Raw genomic sequence first — 22,544 nt, 5'->3', positions numbered from 1 at the left:
GATTATCCGCTTATGGACGTGCGGCGAAGGTCACGGGCCTTGGTCAAAATGATGGCTTCCATCTTTTGCACGGTTGCTGCCCGCAGGGGCGCGGCAACCCATTGACCGTTTTGCGAAACTTCACGGCTGCCCGCGACGCGCAATGCATCGGCGCGCAGGTCTTGGTCCAGGATTGAAACGGTCAGCTTGATCCGCTCGCCCGGGCTTTGCGGGTTAACATACCAGTCGGTCACAATCACTCCACCAGCCGAATCGGTCTGGACGAGCGGCATGAAGGACAGTGCATCGAGCGAAGCGCGCCACAAATAGCTGTTTACGCCGATTGTGGTTACCTGACTTGCCGCCAGATCAGCCTTCGGGCGCGCCGTGCCTCCGCACGCCGACAACAACATAGTGCCAGAGGCTAGGATAAGTGCCAGGCGAGAGATGCGCATATAATGTCCTTGAACGATGAATTTCTGGGGAACCTCTATAACGCCTTGCTGGCTTGAGCAAGCTTTCTGGGTGCTGAACCAACGAGTTTCGAAACGCGCCATGATGAATGCCGGACAGACTTTGTGGATATCGTGCAACATATTGTCAAAAATCGCGTTCTAATTCAGATTAATCGGTATCGACGCTTTTGATTTGCGCGATTTAGTCCTATACCAAGTGAAGAACAGGGAGTCGTTTTGGTTCTGTGATGAGCATAGGTAAGCCTTTCCGGCGGAAGAACGCCGTTTTTGCAGCAGCATTGCTTGCAACGGGCTCGCTTGTCGTGTCGCCGCTGGTCATGCCTGCCTGGGCCGCCGATTCCGTTGAACAAACAAAATCGACAGCGAAAGATTGGCTCAATACCTTCACACCATCAGGCGTGGATAGCCGCCTTGCCGCGCGCTTTGCCGCGACGAAAGGCCAAGACAGCAACCGGTTTCCGTTTACGCTGGCCGGCGCGGACGCATCGCGCAGCCGTACGATCATTGTTGCCGCCCGCGCAAACAGCCGTTTGACCGCCGGCGCGGTTTCGGTGCGCAGTGCGCTTTCGACCTCAGAAACGGGCGCAGGAAAAGCCATCCGGCTTTCGACCGTTGATTACCGTCTGTCCGCATCCAAAGGCTGGCAGGGTTTCGCATTGCCATCGACCCCGAAATTGTCGGCTAAAGTTCCTTTGAGCGAACTCGGCCGTGGCAATTTCCGTCTGGATGACAGCGGAAAGAAGCCAAGCAAGTTCAGCACGAATATCAAGCTTGATCAAAATCGCGAAGTCGCACCACCCGCACGGGGTAGTGCAGCGTCCGGCGACTATAAGCTTGACGTCGGCGGCAGCTTCTCGATCAGCCGCAAAATTGATGTGACAGCTGGTCTTCGCTACGAAAGCGAAAATGACCGTGTGCTGCCAAGGGTAGATAACCGCAAGGACAGCGAAGCGGTTTATGTCGGAACCAAAATCCGCTTCTAATCTTCGTAAATGATGCGGAACGCATCTATCGCTGCCCATCCGTCAATTCGCTTAGGGTGAAGCATCCTTGCTTTTCCCCTGCTCATTCCTCCTAAAGCGATAACGGCCACCCCCTTTGCTTGCCGTGCGAGAAGGTTGAACGCCATGAGCCCGAGGGCGGGGGCGTCCGGATGGCTTGCGGTCGGGAATAGCGGCGAGATCAGCACGGCATCGGCACCTGTCCGCCGGGCTTCTGCAAGCTCCTGCCGATTGTGGACCGGTGCCGTGTGGAACAACCTGCGCGGTCCAGCCGAGCGCTGGTGAAAACCGTCCGCCCGCCATTTTGAAGCCGATCGAGCGTCCCCCGCCAGAAGCAACATGTGCCCCCTTTGCCGACAGACATGCGCGACTTTGCGGAACAGGACGTGGCGCTCCGATGGGTCCATATCATAATGGCGGAAGATAACGCCGGACCGGACCGGTAATCGGCGGATCGCATCCAGCAACCCATCGCCGAAACGCGTATCGGTCATAAGCCAAAGTGTTGGAAGGGGCTGGCGGCGACGCATCCTCTTGCCTATAGCGCCGCACTATGCAGGAAGCGATACGCGAAACGGCGCAGAGCCGGCTGAATGAAATCACGGCACAGATGTCGGCTGCTGCAAAGCTTGCCACTCGCGTCCCAGCGGACATCACGTTGATCGCCGTGTCCAAAACCCGAAGCATTGGCGAAATAGAACCGCTCATCCGGGCCGGACATCAGAGCTACGGCGAGAACCGTATTCAGGAAGCCCAGACAAAATGGCCTGAGTTGAAAAAGCTGGATGCGGGGATTGTTCTCCACCTGATCGGACAATTGCAGTCCAACAAGGCCGCCGAAGCAGTCAGCATGTTTGATGTCATTCATTCGCTCGATCGCCTTTCGCTTGCCACGGCCTTGGGGAAGGCCATGCGTGACCAAGGCCGGTTTTTGCCCTGTTTCATCCAGGTGAATATCGGTGCGGAACCCCAAAAGGGGGGCTGCGCTATCGAGGCGCTTCCCGAACTTCTGGCTGCAACAAAGGCCGAGAACATTCCGGTCGCCGGGCTAATGTGTTTGCCGCCCGCAGATATCGAGCCAGCGCCCTATTTCGCGCTGCTTGCTGAATTGTCGGCGCGCTACGGTCTGGACGGTTTGAGCATGGGCATGTCCGGTGATTATCAAACCGCGATCATGCTTGGCGCCACACATATCCGTGTTGGCAGCGCTTTATTTGGCGAGCGCGGGTAATGCCGGTACGTTAAAAAGCGCAATCCCGTCGCGCGTCGGCACGAGCGCCTCGATCTTCTCCGCATCCGAGCAGGCGAACGCCGCGATCAGCGCTGGGTCCCGTACATCCAGTCCGCCCGTCAACGCGCCAAAGGCAGGCATAACCAATTTACGCGCGCTCCGGACGAAACAGCGGCGCGACACGTGACGGCCGCGGACGGCCTGCCGGAATTTAGGATGGAAATGCCCCGAAATTTCAGGCCCTTCTTCCTCCCCAAGCGCTTCATGCCGGAATATCACATTGCCGCATGGCAACGATTCAACCGCCTCGCCGCCCCAATGGCCCTGCACATCGGGGTCGTGGTTTCCGGTCACCCAAATCCAGCGGACGGACGTCACAAGTTGCTGCAGCAGCGCCGCTGCGCTTCCCTGAAGCCGCCGCTCGCCATCGGTGTCATGGAAATTGTCGCCAAGGGAAATAACAGTCGCGGGCCTGAATTGCCGCACCAATGCAGCCACCTGTTCAAGCGTCGCGAGGCTGTCATAAGGCGGCAGCATCTGTCCACCCGCGGCATAGGCGCTCGCCTTTTCGAGATGGAGATCTGAAACGACCAGCATTTTGTGTTCAGGCCAGTAAAGCGCGGCATCGCCCGCTACCTCGAAACTGTGCCCGCCGAATAAAAATGTCCGTGTCATCGCCACCGCCTATGCGGATTAAGCCATGATGTGGCAAGCGGTCGTCAGTAAGCAGCTGCCAGACGTGCAGGGGTCGCGCGCGATACGCCTTTGGGTAAATCAAAACCGACCCTGCGGTTGCCGAAATCGATCAGAACGCGGTCGAACAATTTGAGCGCATCCATACCCAGCAGGATCGCGGGACGGTCATTGAGCGACAAGGCCGTAAAGGCGTAATTGTCGGCAAAGGTGATCGGCAGGTCATTGATGGTCAGACCGCCGACTTCGATTTCCTTCAGCTGGGTGAACTCGCCGTTCAGAATCGATCCGGTGACGCTCTTCATCTTCACAGGAGTAAAATCGACTGTGCGGTGCCGCCGCTTTAGCTTGTCGCGAAGCGCCATATTGGCCATGCTGCTTTGCGCGCCGGTATCCAAAATGATGTCGACCCGTATGCCGTCAATCTTGGCACTGGATAGGATCATTCGTCCGGCTTTGCGCTTAGCGCTGACGACGATCATGCCGTTCTCCAGCTTGGTTTTCCCGCGCGTGCGGCGTGACGGCAATACATCCATCTTCTGGCTGGCGAAATCGAGCAGGACGCGGTTGTCTTCCAAACTGTCGATACCCAGTAGGCCATAGGCACCCAGATTGGACCGTTCGAGCCCGGGTGCCTCCACACCTTCGAGGTTTACTGCCGCCGTCGTCAGCTTGTCGATGTAAAAGGAATTGACCTGCGTTTTGCCCGAAATGGTCGCCAGCGTCAGTGTGGGCCCGGATTCCAGCGCCAGATCGCGCGCCAGATCATTGGCGATAACCGTCCGTTCGGCGCCGGTATCGACGATGAAGGGTACGGCCGCGCTTCCGTTCACCTGGACCTGAACCGTCATCCGGTCACTACGGTCAATGCCGAATTGTTCAACAATAGCGGCCGGCTCGGCTGCGTTTGCGGTAACATCGTCTTGTGCGGAAGCGGGGCTTAAAAAAGCAAAAGTGGAAAAAACCGCGAGGGTAATATGTTTCATTTCTCCATCTCCTACGCACATGATAGGCTTCTTTACATGCCGCCACAAGTCGCCGTCGGTCGAAGCGCATCTGGGCTTTGTCGAAGGCGGCATGGGCAGCCAATTGCGATGGAGGGCAGCCTCGGTTAGCCCCACTGTCATTCGAAGAGAGAAGGGGATTGCCGTGAAGAAACTACTCCTGTTGGCCGCCTTGGCCTTGCCGATGTCGCCTGCCCTGGCCGATGCGCCGAAGCCGGACGCGCTTGTCGCCGATGGTTTGCCGCCTGTCCCGGATGAACTGCCCGCCCAAACGCGGCCCTACATGGAATTCCGCACGGCAGGCTTTGTTGGCTGGCACCCCTCCGATCGGTCAATGCTGGTCGCGACCCGTTTTGCGAACACGGCACAGCTGCACCGCGTTGCTGGACCGATGATGGCCCGTAAGCAGATCAGCTTTGAAGCCGAACCCGTTGGCAATGGCAGCTGGGCGCCGAAAAAGGGCGATGTCCTGCTGGTGCAGAAAGATGTGGGTGGAAATGAATTTTTCCAGATCTTTGCCCTCAAAGACGGCAAGCTCAATCTTTTGACGGACGGCAAAAGCCGCAATGGCCTGAACGCCTGGAGCAAGGATGGCGAGTTGATTGCCTATACCTCCACGCGGCGCAACGGGACCGATAGCGATATTTATGTGATGAACCCGCGCGATCCTTCCACGAACCGCATGGTGGCCGAGGTCAAGGGCGGCGGCTGGGCTGTGTCGGATTTTGCACCCGACAAGAAGACCGCCTTGGTCGCGCAATATGTGTCGGTGACTAATGTCGACATCTCGCTGCTCGACCTTGCGACTGGCAAAATGACGCCCGTTGGCGATCATGCCAAAGACATTGCCTATGGCGGCGGGGAATTTGCCCCAGACGGCACGCTTTGGGTGACGTCGGATGAAGGTTCGGATTTCCAGCGGCTGGGCACGCTCGATACGAAGACGGGCGCCTTTACCGCACGCGGGCCGAAAGAAAGCTGGGATGTCGATGCGTTCGATATTTCCCCCGACGGCAGCTTCATCGTCTACGCCACGAACGAGGCTGGAATGAGCAAGGTCAAGATCCTCGACACCAAGACCGATAAGGTGCGCGTCGTCGAAGGATTGCCAGCCGGGATTGTCGGTGGCTTCGATATCTCCGAGTGGGGCGAGATCGGAATCACCTTCACCTCGGCCCGTAGTGCCGCAGATGCCTATAGCATCGATCCGAAATCGTTGAAGGTGACCCGTTGGACCGAAAGCGAAACGGGCGGTCTGGATGTATCCAAAAATGTCGAACCGGAACTGGTGAAGGTCAAAAGCTTCGATGGCCTTGAAGTGTCCGGATTTCTGTATCGCCCCGATGCCGCGAAATTCCCCGGCAAGCGCCCCTTGATCATGAATGTCCATGGCGGACCCGAAGGCCAGTCGCGCCCCGGTTTCCAGGGACGCAGTAACTATCTGCTGAATGAGATGGGCGTCGCGATATTCTACCCCAATGTGCGGGGGTCGACAGGCTATGGCAAAACCTTCGTTAGCCTCGACAATGGTCCGTTCAAGCGCGAAGATTCGGTCAAGGACATGGGCGCGTTTCTCGACGTGCTGGGCAAGGACAAGGGTCTGGATGCCGGCCGCTTCGGGCTGACAGGTGGATCCTATGGCGGCTATATGTGCTATGCGGCGGCCGTGCAGTATAAGGACAAGCTGCGGGCGACGAACTGCATTGTGGCCATTTCGAACTTTGTGACCTTCCTCGAAAACACCCAAAGCTACCGCCGCGACCTGCGCCGCGTGGAATATGGGGATGAGCGTGATCCGGCGCAGCGGGCAAAGCTTCTCGAAATATCGCCACTGACGCGGGTAGCCGAAATTTCAAAGCCGATGTTCGTCGTTACCGGCGGTAACGACCCTCGCGTGCCAGCATCCGAAGCCGACCAGATCGTCAAGGCCATCCGCGACAAGGGCGGTGTCGCCTGGCATTTGCTCGGCAAGAATGAAGGGCATGGCTTTGCGAAAAAGGAAAATGTCGACTACCAATTCTGGACGACATTGCTGTTCTGGAAACAGAATTTGCTGAACTGACGGCAGACGAAGGATGCAGGATCGCTCGCTTGAAGGTTCGTGCCATTGCGGCAAAACAGGCTGGACCCTGAGCGGCGATCCGGGGTCCATCACCGCCTGCAACTGCACCCTTTGCCGTCGCTACGGCGCGCTTTGGGCATATGATTATGAGAATGAACGCATTCGGGTTGAAGGCGAAACCAGCACTTACAAAAGGCCGGGGAAAGCCGATCCCGCCTTGGAAATACATTTTTGCCCGCACTGCGGATGCGTTGTGTGTTGGCGCGGATTGCGGCTGGAAGAGGATGGACGCCGTCGCATTGCAGTAAATGTCCGCTTGTGCGAGCCCGATGCAGTAGCCGATCTTATGATCGACCATTTCGACGGGCTCGACAGCTTTGATGATCTGCCAAGCGACGGGCGCTGCGTGCGTGACCTCTGGTTTTAAGGCGTCATCGCCACGCCAGCCAAACTTTCGGCCTCCAGCAGCAACTCGTCATCGACCGACCCCTGCGCCACGCTTTCCCGCCCGATCATAACCAAAAGAGGCACTGCCAACGGACTGACCCGTTCTAGGTCGACATGCAGCATCGTGTCGGCGGCGCGGTCGAGCAGATTACCAAGACGCCCGACATCGGTCAGCCGCGCCCGCGCGTCCGCCCAGGCGGCCTCCAGCAACAGATGGTCGGGTTCATATTTGCGGAGTACGTCATAAATCAGGTCCGTAGAAAAGGTGACCTGCTTGCCCGTTTTGCGCTTGCCCGGATGCTGCCGTTCCACGAGCCCGCTGATAACCGCCACTTCGCGAAAAGCACGTTTGAGCAGATAGCTACCTTCGACCCATTCGATGAACTCGTCGGCCAATATGTCCGCGGAAAATAGCGGCGTCGGGTCGATAATCGGCTTCAGGCTCCAGACACCCAGCGCATAGTCGCTTGCCACAAAGCCCATAGGCATCAGACCCCGGCTCTCCATCCGGCGGGTCAGCAACATGCCAAGTGACTGGTGCGCGTTCCAACCTTCGAACGGATAGGCAACCATATAATGCCGCTTGTCGTGCGGAAATGTCTCCACCAGCAATTGTCCGGCTTCCGGCATCTGGCTGCGATAGTCCTGCATCTCCAGCCATTCGCGTACATCGTCGGGGAAGCGTGCCCAACCCGCCCTGTCGGTCAGCATTTGCCGGACACGGTCGGCAAGATGGGTGGTCAGGGGCATCCGCGCGCCCATATAGCTGGGGATTGTGTTGGCAGGCTTGGTCGAGGCGCGGACGATCAGGTCGAGATCCTTGATCGATTCAACCTCAAGGGCCATGCCTGCAAAGGTGAAACGGTTTCCGGGGGTCAGCGTGGCGGCAAAGCCTTCCTCCACCTTGCCAAGTTTGCGCCCGTTGCGGAAACGCACATCCAGCATTGGGGAATCGACGATGATTCCGGCGTTGAAGCGGTGTTGCGCGGCGAATTTGGGGTGCGCCAAATGCCATTTCCCGTCGGGTCGCAAAACAAGTTTGCGGAACTTGTCATAGGCCTTGAGCGCATAGCCGCCCGTTGCGACGAATTCGATGACGCGGTGGAATGTGCCTGCATCCAGCGCGGAATAGGGCAGGGCTGATTGCACTTCGGTGAGCAGTTCTGCTTCGTCGAATGGTCCGGCACAGGCGATGCCCATGACATGTTGGGCCAGCACATCATAGCTGCCGGGCTGAAAGGTTTCGCCATCGCGTACGCCTTCATGGACGGCATCATAAGCGGCCTGCGCCTCCAGATATTCGAAGCGGTTGCCGGGCACCAATATCGCTTTGCTCGGCTCGTCCATGCGGTGGTTGGACCGGCCGATACGTTGCAGCAAGCGGGAGCTACCCTTCGGCGCGCCCATCTGGATGACGCAGTCCACATCGCCCCAGTCGACGCCCAGATCGAGAGATGCCGTGCACACCAGCGCGCGCAATCTGCCCTCGGCCATCGCGCCCTCGACCTTGCGTCGCGCCTCAATCGACAGCGATCCGTGGTGGATCCCGATCGCATATTTGGGATCGTTCGCGTCCCATAATTTCTGGAATATATATTCGGCCAGAAAACGGGTGTTGCAGAAAATCAGTGTGATGTTGTTGCGGCCAATTTCCTCGATCAATTGGGGAATCGCATGCTGGCCACTGTGCCCTGCCCACGGCACCCGCCCCTCGGGCAACAGGATTTGGAGGTCAGGCTCCGCCGCGGCTTCACCGGTCACAAGCTGCACCAGATCAATGTCACCATCGGGGGCGAGCCAGGCGCGATAGTCGTCGGGATCCGCAACGGTCGCCGACAAGGCAACGCGCTCCATCTGCGGCGCCAGCGTCTGCAGGCGCGCGAGCGACAGGCTGAGCAAGTCGCCCCGCTTGCCATTGGCAAAGGCGTGCACCTCATCAATGATCACGCGTTGCAGCGTTGAAAACAGAAAGACGCTGTCTTCATGGCTGAGCAACAGCGACAGCGATTCCGGTGTTGTCAGCAGAATATGCGGAGGCTTTACCCGCTGCCGTTGCTTGCGGTCCGACGGCGTGTCACCGGTTCGTGTTTCCACCCGGATGGGCAGTCCCATTTCTTCGATCGGCATCAACAAATTGCGCCGGACATCGACGGCAAGTGCTTTAAGCGGGGAGATGTAAAGCGTGTGGAGGCCTTCAGCAGGGTCGGTCACCAACGCATTCAGGGTCGGCAGAAATCCCGCCAATGTCTTGCCAGCGCCCGTTGCAGCCACCAGCAAAGCATGCCGGTTTTGCGCAGCAGCCTCTAGCATATCCAACTGATGCCGCCGAGGCGACCAGCCTCGGGCGGTAAACCAGTCACGAATGATCGGGGAGAGCGTCACAAGGGCTTAATGCCCGACAGTTTCTCCGCGTTCCAGACCTGATGCCGCTAATTGGGCGTCTATTTGCGCCATCAACCGGTCAAGACCCGCTTCGCTGGACGCTTCGGCGCGGGCGACGAGCACATCTTGCGTATTCGATGCCCGCAGCAGCCACCAACCGTCCGGCGTATTAACGCGGGCGCCGTCGGTGTTGTTGACGTCAGCACCCTCTGCCGAAAGCCGAGCCAGAACCTCGTCAATAACGGCAAATTTGCGACTTTCGTCGACCTGGAACCGCATTTCGGGGGTGTTGATCATATCGGGCATCGCGCCGCGCAATTCGGTGACGCTTTTGCCGAGCTTCGCCGAAGCCGCCATCAAGCGGACCGCGGCGTAAATGGCATCGTCAAAGCCATAATATTCATGTTTGAAGAAGATATGCCCGCTCATCTCGCCTGCCAGCGGTGAACCTGTTTCCTTCATTTTGGATTTAATGAGGCTGTGGCCGGTTTTCCACATCAACGGGTTTCCGCCAAGTGCCGCGATCCGGTCATACAGCGCCTGCGACGCCTTGACGTCAGCTATGATCGTTGCGCCGGGCACGTCGCCAAGGACGTCTTCGGCATAGATTTGCATCAGTTGGTCGCCCCATATAATGCGGCCCTCGCCGTCAATCGCGCCGATCCGGTCGCCATCGCCGTCAAAAGCCACTCCGAAATCGAGTTTCTTTTCAGCGACAAGCCGCTGCAAATCGACCAGATTCTTGGGGTCGGTGGGATCGGGGTGGTGATTGGGAAACTGGCCATCCACATCCACAAACAGAAGATGATGTTCACCTGGCAACATCTTCACCAGCTTCTCAATCGCCGGTCCTGCCGCACCATTGCCAGCGTCCCAACCGATACGGAATGGCTTATCCGGTGCAGCTTGCGCGACACGGGCGACATATTGGTCAAGGATATCGAGATGTTCCGAAGAGGCTGTTCCGGAAACCCAGTCGCCCGCCGCGGCCATAGCGCCCAGTTTCTGGATATCCGCGCCAAAAAACGGGCGGCCCTGCAGGACCATCTTGAAGCCATTATAATTGGCGGGATTGTGGCTGCCGGTTATTTCAATGCCACCGTCGACATCATCCAATATGGCCTCGGCATAATATAGCATCGGTGTGGGACCCATGCCGATGCGAACAACATCGACGCCGCAGTCATTTAAGCCACGCACCAATGCTTCTTCCAGCATGGGCGAGCTGACCCGGCCGTCATAGCCGACCGCTGCTTTTTTGCCGCCAGCGCGGACGAGGCAGGTGCCGAACCCGCGGCCGATGGCATAAGCATCTTCGGCACCTAGGGTTTCGCCGATGATCCCGCGAATGTCATATTCACGAAGCGACGTCGGATGAAAAACATGGGTCACAGAAAACTCCCTTGAAAAATTTGCCGGACAATTAGCGTGATTTACTTTCCAAATCACTTAGCAAAAGGTCACGCGCTTCATTTAGTTCCCGCGCGCGCTCCGCACTGCCGCCCGTGTCGGGATGATTCTGCGTTATCAATGCGCGGTGGCGGCTGCGAATCTGCTCGGCTGTGTCAAAGCGCGATACGCCCAGCAGGAAACGGGCCTTGTCGATGCCATATTGCTCGCTCTGTTTGGCGCCTGTGCCAAACAAGCGCCAACTTAACCCCCGATACCATGTCACGGCAACGGCGATAGCTGCCACACCGATTATTATATTGCCGCGCGCCGCAAGAAAGACACCCGCAAGTCCGAGCAGCAGCGGCAGTAACTGCTGCCGGTGCACTTTTCCCTTCCAGACCGCCCAACCAAGACCTGCAAGGACAAGGGCGATCACTATTCCCATTTAAACGAGCGTCGCTATCTGTGGTTCGGGAAGAGCCAGCCCGGTTACAAGTTCGCGCAATTCCTGCCTTGCCACGATATGTGCGGTGGCCAACTGACCCAAATGCCCCTTGTCGATCAGCGTCAGGCCCGATGGGAACAGTTCCCGATAAATCACACGCTCGTTCAATCCCGGCACCGACCTAAAGCCGACCCGCTTGGATAATTCGGCGATGGCATCGGTCATACGTTGCTGGTTGCGCGCTTCCATATTGTGCAGCCGGTTGCGGACGACGACCCAGTCGATGGTGACACCATCGGCTTTCGCACGTTCCTTACGGGCTTCCCAAATGAGTTCGGCATAGAAGCTTAAACGCCGCACCTTGAAATTTTCTGCATCGACCTGGCCGATCAGATCAAAGTCGACAAAGCTGTCGTTAATCGGTGTTACCAGCGTATTTGCGCGCGTTGCCACGAAACGGGCATATTTATCGTCGCGGCCCGGGGTGTCGTAGATCAGGAAGTCATGATCTTTTCCGAGCCGTTCCACCTGACGTTCCAGTGTTGCTTGTGAATCATGCTCGAACACCTCGAATACCGGCATTGGCAAGGAAATGCCCCGGCGCTTGATCGTATCGCGGCGATTTTCAAGATAACGGTAAAGCGTGCGTTGGCGTGAATCCAGATCGATGCAGGCAACACGTGCGCCACGTGAAGCCAGCGCTATTGCCACATGCACGGCTGTTGTTGATTTTCCAGTACCGCCTTTTTCATTGGCGAAAACGATATGATGTGCCCCGGCCATGTGCCTTAAAATGTCCCTGTTCGATATTTGCCTTGAAATGCCATGGAGGCATCTCGCATAGGCGATGTTCAAGAGCCAATAACCAAGGCGAACCGCACGTGCAAACCAACAATCAGCTTGACTTATTACGAGACAATATTGCAGCACTACGTAAAAACGGCAAGCGCATCGCCTTGGTGCCCACCATGGGAGCACTGCATGCGGGGCATATGGCTTTGGTTGAAGAGGCAAAGCGACACGCCGATGCTGTGGTTGTCTCGATTTTCGTAAACCCTACCCAATTCGGTCCCAATGAGGATCTCGACGCCTATCCCCGCACGCTGGAACGTGATTCCGACCTTTTGCGCGCGGCCGAGGTTGCCCTTCTGTGGGCGCCGCAGGCTGCGACCATTTATCCTGAAGGATTTGCGACAAAAGTCCATGTGGACGGACCCAGCGCCGGCTATTGCGGTGGCGCGCGCCCCGGGCATTTTGACGGGGTCGCTTTGATCGTTGCGAAATTATTCAATCAGGTCACGCCGGATGTAGCGCTTTTCGGGGAAAAGGATTTCCAGCAATTGGCGGTCATCCGCAGAATGGCTCTGGATCTTGATTTCGGCCTTGAAATCAGGGGTGTTCCCATCGTGCGCGACGAAGACGGTTTAGCTCTGTCGTCGCGCAACGCCTATTTGAGTGTGGAGGAAAGGCGCAATGCGCTTGCTTTGCCCCGCGCGCTTCATGATGCGGCCGATCGCATCCGTGGCGGCGCTGATGTGGCGTCTACCTTGGCTGCGGCTAGCGCAGATATACTGAGTTCGGGCTTCGCGCATGTCGATTATTTCGCCCTTGCTGATTCGCACTCATTGGAGCCGCTTACGCACTATGACGGTCGTAGCGCGCGCCTTCTGGCAGCGGCCAAAATCGGCAAAACTCGGCTTATTGACAATATCGCAATATGACCGACGCGGATTACAATCCGTTTCGGATATAATTTTTGTCCATTTCGTTAACCATTTGTTAGCCATGTTTGGCGAGATTGTCCTCAACAAGGGATTTTGGGGACATAACATGGGCAACAGTCTTAAAAGTGCGAACTTTCTTATGGAAAGCCGTTTGGCCGACGCGGCCAAAGGATGTGCAGATGCATTATATGATCTGGGCATGGCTTATTCGACAGGCGGCAATGGCGTCGAAGTCGATCTGGTCGAAGCGCATAAATGGTTCAACCTGGCTGCACTAAACGGCAGTGAAGCGGCGATGATGTGCCGGGCAGATATTTCGGACGATATGACGGCCCGCGAAATTGCCGAAGCACAGCGTCAGGCACGGGCATGGCTCCAAAGCATGGACCAGCGTCGCGCCGCCTGAGATTACGAATGTAGCGTTGTAGTTTCAGCTTTTCAAACCAGCGCCAATTGCTAGATACCGGCTCCGGAAACTGGGGCCGCTCCTATGGTACAGATTACGCTGACTGAAGTGTATCTCATTGCGATGATCTTGATCTTCGCGGTACCCTTTTTGATTTGGCGCCTGCTGCGCACCGAATATTATGCGCCACTGGTGGTCGTGCAGATCATTTGTGGCATATTGCTGGGCCCCGGCATTATGGGCGCATTTTTTCCTGACTATTATGCCTTTGTCTTCCGGCCCGAAGTTATCGGCGCGCTGAACGGCGTTGCCTGGTGGGCGGTGATGATATTTGTGTGGGTCGCAGGCATTGAGCTCGATCTTTCAGAAGCATGGCAGAAACGGCGCGAAACCGGTGTAACCGCTGGCCTTGCCTTGATCGTTCCCCTTATTTTCGGAAGCGTCGCTGCGTCAATATTGTTGCAAACCGGATCAGGCTGGGCAGGCGAGAAGGGCCAATATTGGCAGGTCATTGTCGGCATCGGAATGGCCTGCGCGGTCACTGCCCTGCCCATTCTGATTCTGTTCATGGAAAAGCTCGAAATATTGCGCCAGCCACTTGGCCAACGCATTTTGCGTTATGCCAGTCTGGATGATGTCGTCATCTGGGGGGTGCTCGCGGTGATTTTGCTCGATTGGGAACGCATGGGGCGTCAGGGCGCGTTTCTGATCGGATTTGCAGTCGCAGCCTATCTGATCCGCCGGTTAATGCCCAAAATTGCGGAAAGCGACCGCTGGTATGTCGGGCTGATCTGGCTCGCGGTTTGTGGACTGGCCGCGGATTGGGCGGGCCTGCATTATATGGTCGGGGCATTCCTGTCGGGCGTCGTTCTGGATGCTAAATATTTTGACCAGAAGCGCATGGACTATTTCCGCGCGACTGTCCTTCTGGCGATCATGCCGGTCTTTTTCTTGAGCACGGGATTGCGTACCAATTGGGATGTCGGCGGCGTCATTGTCTTTGGCGCGGCAGCTTTGTTGCTGGTCGCATCGGTGGCCGGCAAGCTTGCGGGGATCCATCTGGCGGGTCGCTTGCTCAAATGGGAGAAAGGCGAAGCATCAATGATAGGTTGGTTGCTTCAGACCAAAGCGTTGATCATGATCATCTTTGCAAACATATTGCTGGATAAGGACATTATCACAAACCAGACATTCACGGCGCTGCTGTTGATGGCGGTGGGCAGCACGATGCTGACCATTCCGATGGTCACCCCAAAGCTCAAGGCCCTCAAAATGATGGTTTCGCGGTCCAGTTAAGGCCGCTAACAGGATTTTTATATTCCGGCGTTATCGCTGCGACCGACAATAAGGAAAATCTTCAATGACCGTACCAATCATCGTAACCGGCGCAGCAGGTTTCATAGGGCATGCCGTTGCCCACCGGCTTCTGGCACGCGGTGAAACCGTCATCGGTATAGATATCGTAAATGATTATTACGACCCTGCTTTAAAGGAAGCGCGTCTTGCGACCTTTGAAGGGCATGACAAATTTACCTTTGTCCGGTGCGACATCGCGGATGCAGCAACAATTGCCAAATTGGTCAAAGACAATGGCGTACGGCGGGTGGTTCATCTCGCGGCGCAGGCGGGCGTGCGCTACAGCATCGAAAATCCCTTTGCCTATGAACGATCAAATCTGGCCGGACATCTGTCGGTCATGGAAGCCTGTCGCCATGCTCCCGATTTCGAGCATCTCGTCTATGCATCCTCTAGTTCGGTCTATGGCGACAAGCCCATGGGCGGAGCGGGCTTCACCGAAGACGAGCCGGCCCTGAGTCCCGTTTCGCTCTATGCCGCAACGAAGCGCGCGTGCGAATTGATGAGCCAGTCTTATGCGACCCTTTACGGTTTTCCGCAGACGGGTTTGCGCTTTTTCACAGTTTATGGTCCATGGGGCCGGCCAGACATGGCCTATTTCAGCTTCACCCAGAAGATTCTGAAAGGCGAAAGCATCGAAGTCTTCGGTAATGGCAAGATGGCGCGTGATTTCACTTATATTGATGACATTGTGGATGGCATCATCGGGGCACTGGATAATCCGCCCGCCACCGGCGAACACCGCGTTCTGAACATTGGCGACAGCCACCCTGTCGGGCTGATGGAAATGATCGAGACGTTGGAAAAAGCGATCGGTCATGAAGCGGTAAAGGTCATGCGGCCTATGCAGCCGGGTGATGTCACGGCAACCTACGCCGATGTGTCCAAGCTACATGCGTTGACGGGGTATAAGCCGAAGGTCATGTTGGCCGAAGGGCTGCAACGCTTTGCTGACTGGTATCTGAGCCACTATAAGGCGGGCTAAAATAACCTAGTCGTTGTCGGATTGGCTGCGCGCCTGCCATTCGTCGAATGAGGCCGCCAGTTTTCGTCCCGCAATCTGCCGTCCCGCCTCGCGTGGCAAACCGAGTGACGCTGATAAGGGCCCGCCCAGCAACGCATCACCCAGCGCCATAAGCACCATTTCCAGTGTCAGTTCGTGCAGCGAATCGGCGGCCATGCCGTCTTCGGCGATCTGGTCCACCAGATTATGGATGGCTTCGACAATGGGGTCGAGCGCATCTTCATTACCCGAAAGCAGCATCCAGGAGGCAAGCGCACCTGCGCCTTCCCGGTCAAAATGGTCGAAGATCAGATCCGCAAGTTCATCCGGCGTGACGGCTCCACCACGCATCTGGAATACGGCTTCTCCAATTTTCGTACAGATGCTGTTGCCCATATAGGCGGCAAGATCGCGCTGCAAACCGGACGCAGAGCCGAAATGATGCAGCAAATTGGCATGGGTGCGTCCGATACGCCCGGCCACAGCTTTCAGTGTGACGGCCTGTGGCCCTGCTTCCAGCAGAAGTTCACGTGCCGCTTCCAGAGCGGCGGAACGGCTGGCTTCCGGACTCAGCCGACGGGGCATTGCAGCGTCCTTGATATTCACGACCTTGGTGCTTTCTATAGCCATGTAACTTTAATGCCCTTTGTTCTTATCTTTGGATGGAAATCCTACCCATCTATTCACGCCTTGCCAAACATCATGTGGAAATATCATCTATTTGTCCAATCCTGCTATGCAGGTGGCCCGTCCGATTGGGCAATGATTTCACAGAGAAAATATCCATGCACCAGTTGGTTTTGAGAGGCGTGTTGATGTTGCGTTGGACGGAGTTGCAAAGCGCATGCGTTGATCCATTAACGGGGTGAAGAAGATCAGTTTACTCAAATGAACTCCCACTGCATTGATAATTATAGACTATTTTGCATTCCTTATCCTGCGTTAACCAATGGCATTAAACGGAATTTCATGCGCTCTGCCTAGAGAGACGTTATGCATGAGACCAGAACATCCGGCTTAAACCAACTTTCTCCCGATCAGCGGCCGGACATTGTGGCGCGCAGCTATCGTGCGCCTTCGGACGCACTCAGCGAACGGCATTGGGTGCGCCAAGACCCTTTTGCGACTGCATTTTTCAACGCTCTGTCTGCTGTCTTCCCGCATGGGGAAACCTTCATGATTCGCAGCCTGCTGCCATGGGTGGACCGGGTTGAGGATCCTCTGCGTGGTGAGGTTGAGGCTTTCATTGAGCAAGAGGCGGGGCATAGCCGCGAACATGTGGCGATGAACAAGGCGCTGATCGGCGCCGGATATGATATTGCGCCGCTGGACCGGAAGATCCGTGGCTTCGTATCTTTCTTTGAAGATGCGAATGACCATGTGAAATTGACGGCCACGATGTGCATTGAACATTTCACAGCGATCATTGCTGCCGAACTGCTTAAGAACCGCGAACATCTCGCTGGCGTCGACAACAAGATGCTCGAATTGTGGCTTTGGCACGCGATTGAGGAAGTCGAGCATAAAGGCGTTGCCTTTGATGTCTGGAACCATGCCACACGCGATTGGGGCTCAGCGCGCCGTTATCTTTGGCGCAGCTTCTTCATGCTTGCGGTGACGACCAGCTTTTTCATCAACCGGACGCTGGGTCAGATCGAACTGTTGCGGCAGGACGGCTATGGCTTTTTCACGGCGCTCAAGAATGTCGTGGCGACCGGCTTTGGAAAAGGCGGTATTGGCCGGAATGTTCTTCGCCCCTGGGCGGCATTCTTCCGTCCCGGATACCATCCATGGGATATTGATGACCGTTTGCTGCTGGCGCAGGGAGAGGCTGATCTCGCCTCCATCGCTGCGTCGCGCGCGGGTTATGGTGCCCGCGTCGAAGCGCCAGCTTTGGCACCGCTGGTTGCGGCGGCCTAAGCCGCGCGCAATTCGCTCAGATAACGGCTCATGTCATGCTCGAATGAGCTTCGCATGGGGCGATCTTCACCTTCCGTCGGTGCCAGCTCCTTTTCGTAAAGCGTGCTGGCCACAGACTGCCCCCGGCCCAAGCTGTGCCGTTGTTCCACTTGGCCTGTGCTTCTGAAGCCCAGTTTACGCAACACCCTGCCGGATGCGGGATTGTCCGTGAAATGACCGGCTATCAACCGCTTATGACCGAGGGCGCCGGCGATGCGCACCACCGCCCGCCCGGCTTCGGTTGCAAAACCCAGTCCCCAGTAAGGACGCGCGATCCAATAGCCGATTTCCGTTTCGCCATTATGTTCGCCTAAGCCACAGCTGCCAACGAGGCGGGGTGCGCCATCAGTCCGCAGCATCAGCATGAAATTCGGAAGCAGCACGGGTTGCGTCGCGGTCGCGAAGGAACGGGCATCGTCGACGCTATAAGGCCATGGCGCGCGCGCCAGATTGCGAACAATAGCTTCGTCATCGATTGCCCGGTGCAATTCCTGCGCATCTTCAGGCCAGCTTGGCCTCAGCAGCAATCTTTCGGTTCTTGCGAACATTTTCTCTCTCCGCTTCTTGGAGCCGCCCTTTGCAGAACAAAGCGACAGTCCTGTTACATCGTCCCCTCAGGGCAAACTTGAACAGGGAGAATGAGGCAAAAAGAAAGGGAGACCGGTTGACCCGTCTCCCTGTTCAAGGTGGAAACCACCTTTGGCGATTTCCGGGTCATCCGTCTGGACAACCCGTCATCGATTGTCCGTCTTATTCGGCAGCCATGGCCGGCATATCCACCGACACATATTTGCGGCCAAGTTTGCCAGCATGGAATCGCACGCGACCGGCGGTCAGTGCAAAAAGGGTGTGGTCTTTACCAAGGCCAACATTGGCGCCTGGATAAACCTTGGTCCCGCGCTGACGCACGATGATGTTGCCGCCGATGACATTTTCGCCACCGAACTTCTTAACGCCCAGGCGACGGCCTGCTGAATCGCGACCGTTACGTGACGAACCACCTGCTTTTTTATGTGCCATGGTCTAAACTCCTTGCGCTGTCCGAGCCGAGGCTCAGGCTTCCTTTTTGGCTGCGGCCTTTTTCGGCGCAGCGGCTTTCTTGGGTGCAGCTTCAGCCGCAGGTGCCGCGTCGGCCTTTTCAGCCTTCGGTGCAGCAGCCTTCTTCTCTTCCTTGCCGACAGCGAGGATACGAAGAAGCGTCAGCGACTGGCGATGACCCTGCTTGCGGCGGTAATTGTGGCGGCGACGCTTTTTGAAAACGATCACCTTCTCGCCGCGCTCTTGCGCGATGATTTCCGCTGATACCGTCAGGCCGTTTACGTCCTGCGCTTTGTCACCGTCACCGGCCAACAGGATATCTCCCAGCGAGATCTTGTCACCCGCTTCACCCGACAGTTTTTCAACTGCGATTTTATCTCCGGCGGCGACGCGATACTGCTTGCCGCCTGTGCGCACGATAGCGAACATGGCTCTAACTCATCCGTTTCTACAGCTTAGCGCTTTTTAAGGAGCGCGGTTGCTCACGCGTGGTACCAGACGGCGAATCCCGACAGGCCACGCAAGAAGGGGCGCAGCTAGTCTAGGAAAACGCCTCTGTCAACGCCTTTTGCCGCCTTTTCTGCGCTATTGCGCGCCCCTTGCGCTGTTGGAGGGGGTGGCTTAGACAAGGAGCATGTCCATAAACAAGCTTGCACCCGCTGTCCTGGTTGCTCTCCTGCTTACCGCTTGCAGCACAACTGAGGGCCAGTTTCCTTCGCTCGAACGGCGTCCTTATGAGAGCAAAGCCCCGATTTCGGTACCCGAAGCAGCGCCAGCCGCACCACTTGAGCTGTCGGCGCAATTGCAGACCAAGGTCGATTCCCTGACCCGTCGGCATGCCGCGGCGGAGGCCGATTACCAACGCAAGTTGCCGGCGGTAGAGACCTTGGCATCCCGCGCATCCGGCAGCGCACCAGGTACCGAAAGCTGGGTGAATGCGCATCTCGAACTCTCGCGCCTTGACCAGTCACGTGCCGATTCGATCGCAGTTGTGCGCGAGTTTGATTCGCTAATTGCCGAACAGGGTAAAGCGGACTCTAATCTCGTCCCGCTGCTGAGCAAGGCGCAACAACCCGTTTCCGATACGATCGCGGCACAGAATGCTGAAATTGACAGGTTGTCCCGGCTGATCGGGGAATAGCTATTCCCTAGGCCGGTGACGCGCATTTTCTTGCGCGCGCGTCTGTTGCAGTGCACAAATACGCATCATGACCGGCCAGAACAATTACTCCATCTCGCAGAATCCCGATGTCCGCCTTTTGGGAAAGATGTTGGGCGACGTTATCCGCGCCTATGGGGGCGAAAAACTGTTCCGTCAGACCGAATATATCCGCTCCACCAGCGTCGACCGTTTTCGCGGGATCGAGGGGGCCGGGGAAAGCGACCGGGGTCTGGGCGCGCTCAATCTGGACGACACGCTAAACTTTGTCCGGGGCTTCATGCTGTTTTCCTTGCTCGCCAATCTGGCGGAAGATCGCCAGGGTCTTGCGCATGAGGAAGGGGCGACCGTAGAGGAAGCCTTTGCGCGGTTGAAGAATGAGGGGATCAGCCCCGACGCCTTGCTCGCCATGCTGTCCAATAGTCTGATTGTCCCGGTTCTGACGGCACACCCGACCGAAGTGCGGCGCAAGAGCATCATCGACCACAAGAACCGGATCGCCGCATTAATGGCGATGCGCGATGAAGGACAAAGCAGCACGGCGGATGGCGACGACATTGATTCGGCCATTTACCGGCAGATTGCCCTGCTGTGGCAGACGCGCCCCTTGCGCCGTGAAAAGCTGTTTGTGACCGACGAAATCGAAAATGCCCGTGCCTATATGCAAGAGGTGTTTTTAACGGCGCTGCCCAAGCTCTATATGCGCTGGGAAAAGGCGTTGGGCGCACGACCTCCGGGATTTGTCCGTCTCGGCACCTGGATAGGTGGCGACCGCGATGGGAACCCCTTCGTCAATGCGGAAACCCTGCGTTATGCTGTGACGCGCGATGGCGGAACCGCGATCCGCCATTATCTGGAAAGCATTCACAAGCTGGGTGCCGAGATATCCATTTCCAGCGGCATGAGCGAAACGCCCGAATCGGTTCTCGCGCTCGCCGACAAAAGCGGTGACCTCGCGCCGAGCCGGGCCGATGAACCTTATCGCCGGGCCCTGTCGGGCATCTATGCCCGACTGGCCGCCACCCATGTCGCACTGATTGGCGATTCGCCGCCTCGTCCGTCGGCTTTGACGGGTGAACCCTATGCCGGACCAGACGAGTTGCGTGCCGACCTGGTCACGGTGGCCGCGGGACTGGCAAAAGATGGAGACGGCGCCTTGTCGAGCGGGGGGGCGTTGGGGCGTCTTATCCGGGCGGTCGAGATTTTCGGTTTCCATTTGGCAACACTCGACCTGCGTCAGAACAGCGACGTGCATGAGCGGGTTATAGCGGAGCTCTTGCGCAAAGCAGGCGTCGTCGACGACTATGCGGCGCTTGATGAGCAAGCCAGGGTGGACCTGCTGCTTGAGGAATTGTCCCATAACCGTCCTCTCGCCGGCGCCTGGACCGCATATAGCGAAGAGACCGCCAAGGAACTTGCGATCATCCGCGCAGCGGCAAAGGCACAAACGGATTTCGGACGGCAGGCCATTACTACCTATAACATCAGCAAGACCGAAAGCGTGTCGGACATGCTGGAGGTTTATGTTCTGCTGAAACAGGCGGGACTTTATCAGATCGGCGAAGATGGCACGCCGAGCGCCACCATCATGTCGGTGCCGCTGTTTGAAACCATTGCCGACCTTCAGGCGGCACCCGCTACGATGAAAGCATTTTTTGCACTTTCCCCTATGCGCGCGCTTGCAAAGGCGCGCGGACATCAGGAAGTGATGATCGGCTATTCCGATTCCAACAAGGACGGCGGTTACCTGACCTCGACCTGGGAATTATATGAAGCGTCGAGCGCATTAGCCCCGGTTTTTGCCGAAGCAGGCGTCGCCATGCAGCTTTTCCACGGCCGCGGCGGTGCGGTTGGCCGGGGAGGCGGATCAGCCTTCGGCGCCATCCTCGCGCAGCCGCAGGGCACGGTGCAAGGCCGTATCCGCATCACCGAGCAGGGCGAAGTCATCGCCGCGAAATATGGTACGGTCGACAATGCCGTGACATCACTGGAAACCATGGCCTCGGCGACGATGCTTGCGACGCTTTCCAGTGACCCCATCGACAAGGCGGATGTTGTCCGATTCAAGGCGGCCATGGCGGAGTTGTCGGCCCGTGCCTTCACCCATTATCGGGGATTGGTTTACGAAACTGAGGGCTTTCGTCCTTTCTTTCGCCAGATGACCCCGATTGGGGAAATTGCGACGCTGAAAATTGGTTCGCGCCCCTCCAGCCGCACAGCGTCGGATGCGATAGAAGATTTACGGGCGATCCCCTGGGTGTTCAGTTGGGCGCAGGCACGCGTGATGTTGCCGGGCTGGTATGGCACGGGGCAGGCCCTGGCCGATTTCGGCGATAAGGGATTGTTGAAGGCGATGGCGGGGGAATGGTCCTATTTCCAGACGATCCTGGCCAATATGGAAATGGTGCTCGCGAAATCGGATATGGGCATTGCGGCGCATTATGCCGGGTTGGTGGAGGATCAGGCGCTCTCGCAACGGTTGTTCGGCCGCATCACGGATGGTTGGCACGATGCACGCGACAGCTTGCTGGATGCCACCGGACAGGCGCATCTATTGGAAGCGCATCCTGCCCTGAACAATTCGATACGCTTGCGCTTGCCCTATATTGAGCCGCTCAACCTTCTGCAGATTGAACTCATGAAGCGTTACCGCGCGGGCGAAGCGGATGAGCGGATCGGGGAAGGCATCCAGCTGACAATCAACGCTATTGCAACGGCGCTGCGCAACAGCGGCTAGGCACGGAACCGGCCCCGACCAATCGACAAAAGCAGGTGCCCGTTCGACAA

23 protein-coding genes are annotated in these 22,544 nt (G+C 57.2%); 11 read left to right on the top strand and 12 right to left on the bottom strand.

Annotated elements, in window-relative coordinates; translation table 11 throughout:
• Positions 1–2 precede the first annotated feature (2 nt).
• The gene (locus EUU25_RS12440) at positions 3–434 is read right to left on the bottom strand and encodes a DUF3576 domain-containing protein (protein ID WP_143777231.1); all 432 of its coding nucleotides are present in this window, start codon (positions 432–434) and stop codon (positions 3–5) included.
• A 245-nt stretch (positions 435–679) separates the two neighbouring features.
• Here EUU25_RS12440 and EUU25_RS12435 point away from each other — a divergent pair, with 245 nt between their 5' ends.
• Positions 680–1,438, top strand: a complete 759-nt coding sequence (locus EUU25_RS12435; RefSeq protein ID WP_158901437.1) for a hypothetical protein — start codon at positions 680–682, stop codon at positions 1,436–1,438.
• On the opposite strand, the gene EUU25_RS12430 is transcribed toward EUU25_RS12435, so the two are convergent.
• Complete coding sequence (locus EUU25_RS12430; protein ID WP_246162708.1) at positions 1,435–1,950, bottom strand: thiamine phosphate synthase; 516 nt, start codon at positions 1,948–1,950, stop codon at positions 1,435–1,437. The two genes, EUU25_RS12435 and EUU25_RS12430, sit on opposite strands and share 4 nt — an antisense overlap.
• Positions 1,951–2,009: 59 nt before the next feature.
• On the opposite strand from EUU25_RS12430, the gene EUU25_RS12425 reads away from it, so the two are divergent.
• Positions 2,010–2,687, top strand: a complete 678-nt coding sequence (locus tag EUU25_RS12425; RefSeq protein WP_158901428.1) for a YggS family pyridoxal phosphate-dependent enzyme — start codon at positions 2,010–2,012, stop codon at positions 2,685–2,687.
• Here the strand turns inward: EUU25_RS12425 and pdeM are convergent.
• Together pdeM and EUU25_RS12415 are read right to left on the bottom strand one after the other, a co-directional pair.
• On the bottom strand, positions 2,667–3,362 hold the full coding sequence (gene pdeM, locus EUU25_RS12420; protein ID WP_158901427.1) for a ligase-associated DNA damage response endonuclease PdeM: 696 nt from the start codon (positions 3,360–3,362) through the stop codon (positions 2,667–2,669). The two genes, EUU25_RS12425 and pdeM, sit on opposite strands and share 21 nt — an antisense overlap.
• 44 nt (positions 3,363–3,406) lie before the next feature.
• On the bottom strand, positions 3,407–4,366 hold the full coding sequence (locus EUU25_RS12415) for a retroviral-like aspartic protease family protein (protein WP_158901425.1): 960 nt from the start codon (positions 4,364–4,366) through the stop codon (positions 3,407–3,409).
• Positions 4,367–4,529: 163 nt separating this feature from the next.
• Between EUU25_RS12415 and EUU25_RS12410 the strand changes: the two genes are divergently transcribed.
• Entirely contained in the window at positions 4,530–6,446 is a 1,917-nt protein-coding gene (locus EUU25_RS12410; protein ID WP_246162707.1) for a S9 family peptidase, read from the top strand.
• A 13-nt stretch (positions 6,447–6,459) separates the two neighbouring features.
• Positions 6,460–6,873: a GFA family protein gene (locus tag EUU25_RS12405; protein WP_158901423.1), complete on the top strand. Its 414-nt coding sequence runs from the start codon at positions 6,460–6,462 to the stop codon at positions 6,871–6,873.
• Here the strand turns inward: EUU25_RS12405 and EUU25_RS12400 are convergent.
• Genes EUU25_RS12400 through EUU25_RS12385 form a run of 4 tightly spaced genes read right to left on the bottom strand, consistent with a single transcriptional unit; the run spans position 6,870 to position 11,895 of the window.
• Positions 6,870–9,275 (bottom strand): ligase-associated DNA damage response DEXH box helicase, encoded by a 2,406-nt coding sequence (locus EUU25_RS12400; protein ID WP_158901421.1) that lies wholly within the window; start codon positions 9,273–9,275, stop codon positions 6,870–6,872. The genes EUU25_RS12405 and EUU25_RS12400 overlap by 4 nt on opposite strands.
• A 6-nt stretch (positions 9,276–9,281) precedes the next feature.
• Complete coding sequence (gene pgmG / locus EUU25_RS12395; RefSeq protein ID WP_158901419.1) at positions 9,282–10,667, bottom strand: phosphoglucomutase/phosphomannomutase PgmG; 1,386 nt, start codon at positions 10,665–10,667, stop codon at positions 9,282–9,284.
• 31 nt (positions 10,668–10,698) lie between these two features.
• Positions 10,699–11,103, bottom strand: coding sequence for a J domain-containing protein (locus tag EUU25_RS12390; protein WP_158901417.1), 405 nt, complete (start codon positions 11,101–11,103; stop codon positions 10,699–10,701).
• 9 nt (positions 11,104–11,112) lie between these two features.
• Positions 11,113–11,895 carry a division plane positioning ATPase MipZ gene (locus EUU25_RS12385; RefSeq protein ID WP_158901415.1) on the bottom strand — a complete coding sequence of 261 codons (783 nt, stop codon included), beginning with the start codon at positions 11,893–11,895 and terminating at the stop codon, positions 11,113–11,115.
• 98 nt (positions 11,896–11,993) lie between these two features.
• Between EUU25_RS12385 and panC the strand changes: the two genes are divergently transcribed.
• The 4 genes from panC (at position 11,994) to EUU25_RS12365 (ending at position 15,583) form a co-directional block, all read left to right on the top strand.
• The gene (gene panC, locus EUU25_RS12380) at positions 11,994–12,833 is read left to right on the top strand and encodes a pantoate--beta-alanine ligase (protein WP_158901413.1); all 840 of its coding nucleotides are present in this window, start codon (positions 11,994–11,996) and stop codon (positions 12,831–12,833) included.
• 109 nt (positions 12,834–12,942) lie between these two features.
• Positions 12,943–13,242, top strand: a complete 300-nt coding sequence (locus tag EUU25_RS12375; protein ID WP_158901411.1) for an SEL1-like repeat protein — start codon at positions 12,943–12,945, stop codon at positions 13,240–13,242.
• A gap of 84 nt (positions 13,243–13,326) precedes the next feature.
• The gene (locus EUU25_RS12370) at positions 13,327–14,538 is read left to right on the top strand and encodes a cation:proton antiporter (RefSeq protein ID WP_158901409.1); all 1,212 of its coding nucleotides are present in this window, start codon (positions 13,327–13,329) and stop codon (positions 14,536–14,538) included.
• A gap of 64 nt (positions 14,539–14,602) precedes the next feature.
• Positions 14,603–15,583, top strand: a complete 981-nt coding sequence (locus EUU25_RS12365; protein ID WP_158901407.1) for an SDR family NAD(P)-dependent oxidoreductase — start codon at positions 14,603–14,605, stop codon at positions 15,581–15,583.
• Between the two features lie 6 nt (positions 15,584–15,589).
• Here EUU25_RS12365 and EUU25_RS12360 read toward each other — a convergent pair whose 3' ends face one another.
• The gene (locus EUU25_RS12360; RefSeq protein ID WP_246162705.1) at positions 15,590–16,231 is read right to left on the bottom strand and encodes a TetR/AcrR family transcriptional regulator; all 642 of its coding nucleotides are present in this window, start codon (positions 16,229–16,231) and stop codon (positions 15,590–15,592) included.
• A 363-nt stretch (positions 16,232–16,594) separates the two neighbouring features.
• Between EUU25_RS12360 and EUU25_RS12355 the strand changes: the two genes are divergently transcribed.
• Positions 16,595–17,521 (top strand): metal-dependent hydrolase, encoded by a 927-nt coding sequence (locus EUU25_RS12355; protein WP_158901405.1) that lies wholly within the window; start codon positions 16,595–16,597, stop codon positions 17,519–17,521.
• Here the strand turns inward: EUU25_RS12355 and EUU25_RS12350 are convergent.
• From EUU25_RS12350 to rplU, 3 genes are all read right to left on the bottom strand, one after another.
• Positions 17,518–18,108 (bottom strand): GNAT family N-acetyltransferase, encoded by a 591-nt coding sequence (locus EUU25_RS12350; protein WP_158901403.1) that lies wholly within the window; start codon positions 18,106–18,108, stop codon positions 17,518–17,520. The genes EUU25_RS12355 and EUU25_RS12350 overlap by 4 nt on opposite strands.
• A gap of 202 nt (positions 18,109–18,310) precedes the next feature.
• The gene (rpmA, locus tag EUU25_RS12345; RefSeq protein WP_158901401.1) at positions 18,311–18,580 is read right to left on the bottom strand and encodes a 50S ribosomal protein L27; all 270 of its coding nucleotides are present in this window, start codon (positions 18,578–18,580) and stop codon (positions 18,311–18,313) included.
• A gap of 33 nt (positions 18,581–18,613) precedes the next feature.
• A complete protein-coding gene (gene rplU, locus EUU25_RS12340) occupies positions 18,614–19,027 on the bottom strand; it encodes a 50S ribosomal protein L21 (RefSeq protein WP_158901399.1) in 414 nt (137 codons plus the stop codon).
• A gap of 205 nt (positions 19,028–19,232) precedes the next feature.
• On the opposite strand from rplU, the gene EUU25_RS12335 reads away from it, so the two are divergent.
• Positions 19,233–19,739, top strand: a complete 507-nt coding sequence (locus EUU25_RS12335; RefSeq protein ID WP_158901397.1) for a hypothetical protein — start codon at positions 19,233–19,235, stop codon at positions 19,737–19,739.
• 67 nt (positions 19,740–19,806) lie between these two features.
• The gene (ppc, locus tag EUU25_RS12330) at positions 19,807–22,494 is read left to right on the top strand and encodes a phosphoenolpyruvate carboxylase (protein WP_158901395.1); all 2,688 of its coding nucleotides are present in this window, start codon (positions 19,807–19,809) and stop codon (positions 22,492–22,494) included.
• Positions 22,495–22,544 lie beyond the last annotated feature (50 nt).

The sequence above is a fragment of the Sphingorhabdus lacus genome, from assembly GCF_009768975.1.
GTDB lineage: Bacteria > Pseudomonadota > Alphaproteobacteria > Sphingomonadales > Sphingomonadaceae > Sphingorhabdus_B > Sphingorhabdus_B lacus.
The sequence above is the reverse complement of the archived record's forward strand: the minus strand, read 5'-3'. Positions and strand labels throughout refer to the sequence as shown.

What these genes read in the sequence shown, in the direction of transcription:
- EUU25_RS12355 (WP_158901405.1), top strand. Translation starts at nt 16,595, where the DNA reads ATGCATGAGACCAGAACATCCGGCTTAAACCAACTTTCTCCCGATCAG.
- EUU25_RS12335 (WP_158901397.1), top strand. Translation starts at nt 19,233, where the DNA reads ATGTCCATAAACAAGCTTGCACCCGCTGTCCTGGTTGCTCTCCTGCTT.
- rplU (WP_158901399.1), bottom strand. Translation starts at nt 19,027, where the DNA reads ATGTTCGCTATCGTGCGCACAGGCGGCAAGCAGTATCGCGTCGCCGCC.
- pdeM (WP_158901427.1), bottom strand. Translation starts at nt 3,362, where the DNA reads ATGACACGGACATTTTTATTCGGCGGGCACAGTTTCGAGGTAGCGGGC.
- rpmA (WP_158901401.1), bottom strand. Translation starts at nt 18,580, where the DNA reads ATGGCACATAAAAAAGCAGGTGGTTCGTCACGTAACGGTCGCGATTCA.
- EUU25_RS12350 (WP_158901403.1), bottom strand. Translation starts at nt 18,108, where the DNA reads ATGTTCGCAAGAACCGAAAGATTGCTGCTGAGGCCAAGCTGGCCTGAA.
- EUU25_RS12415 (WP_158901425.1), bottom strand. Translation starts at nt 4,366, where the DNA reads ATGAAACATATTACCCTCGCGGTTTTTTCCACTTTTGCTTTTTTAAGC.
- EUU25_RS12360 (WP_246162705.1), bottom strand. Translation starts at nt 16,231, where the DNA reads ATGGCTATAGAAAGCACCAAGGTCGTGAATATCAAGGACGCTGCAATG.
- EUU25_RS12425 (WP_158901428.1), top strand. Translation starts at nt 2,010, where the DNA reads ATGCAGGAAGCGATACGCGAAACGGCGCAGAGCCGGCTGAATGAAATC.
- EUU25_RS12365 (WP_158901407.1), top strand. Translation starts at nt 14,603, where the DNA reads ATGACCGTACCAATCATCGTAACCGGCGCAGCAGGTTTCATAGGGCAT.
- EUU25_RS12405 (WP_158901423.1), top strand. Translation starts at nt 6,460, where the DNA reads ATGCAGGATCGCTCGCTTGAAGGTTCGTGCCATTGCGGCAAAACAGGC.
- EUU25_RS12375 (WP_158901411.1), top strand. Translation starts at nt 12,943, where the DNA reads ATGGGCAACAGTCTTAAAAGTGCGAACTTTCTTATGGAAAGCCGTTTG.
- EUU25_RS12440 (WP_143777231.1), bottom strand. Translation starts at nt 434, where the DNA reads ATGCGCATCTCTCGCCTGGCACTTATCCTAGCCTCTGGCACTATGTTG.
- EUU25_RS12385 (WP_158901415.1), bottom strand. Translation starts at nt 11,895, where the DNA reads ATGGCCGGGGCACATCATATCGTTTTCGCCAATGAAAAAGGCGGTACT.
- EUU25_RS12430 (WP_246162708.1), bottom strand. Translation starts at nt 1,950, where the DNA reads ATGACCGATACGCGTTTCGGCGATGGGTTGCTGGATGCGATCCGCCGA.
- ppc (WP_158901395.1), top strand. Translation starts at nt 19,807, where the DNA reads ATGACCGGCCAGAACAATTACTCCATCTCGCAGAATCCCGATGTCCGC.
- EUU25_RS12370 (WP_158901409.1), top strand. Translation starts at nt 13,327, where the DNA reads ATGGTACAGATTACGCTGACTGAAGTGTATCTCATTGCGATGATCTTG.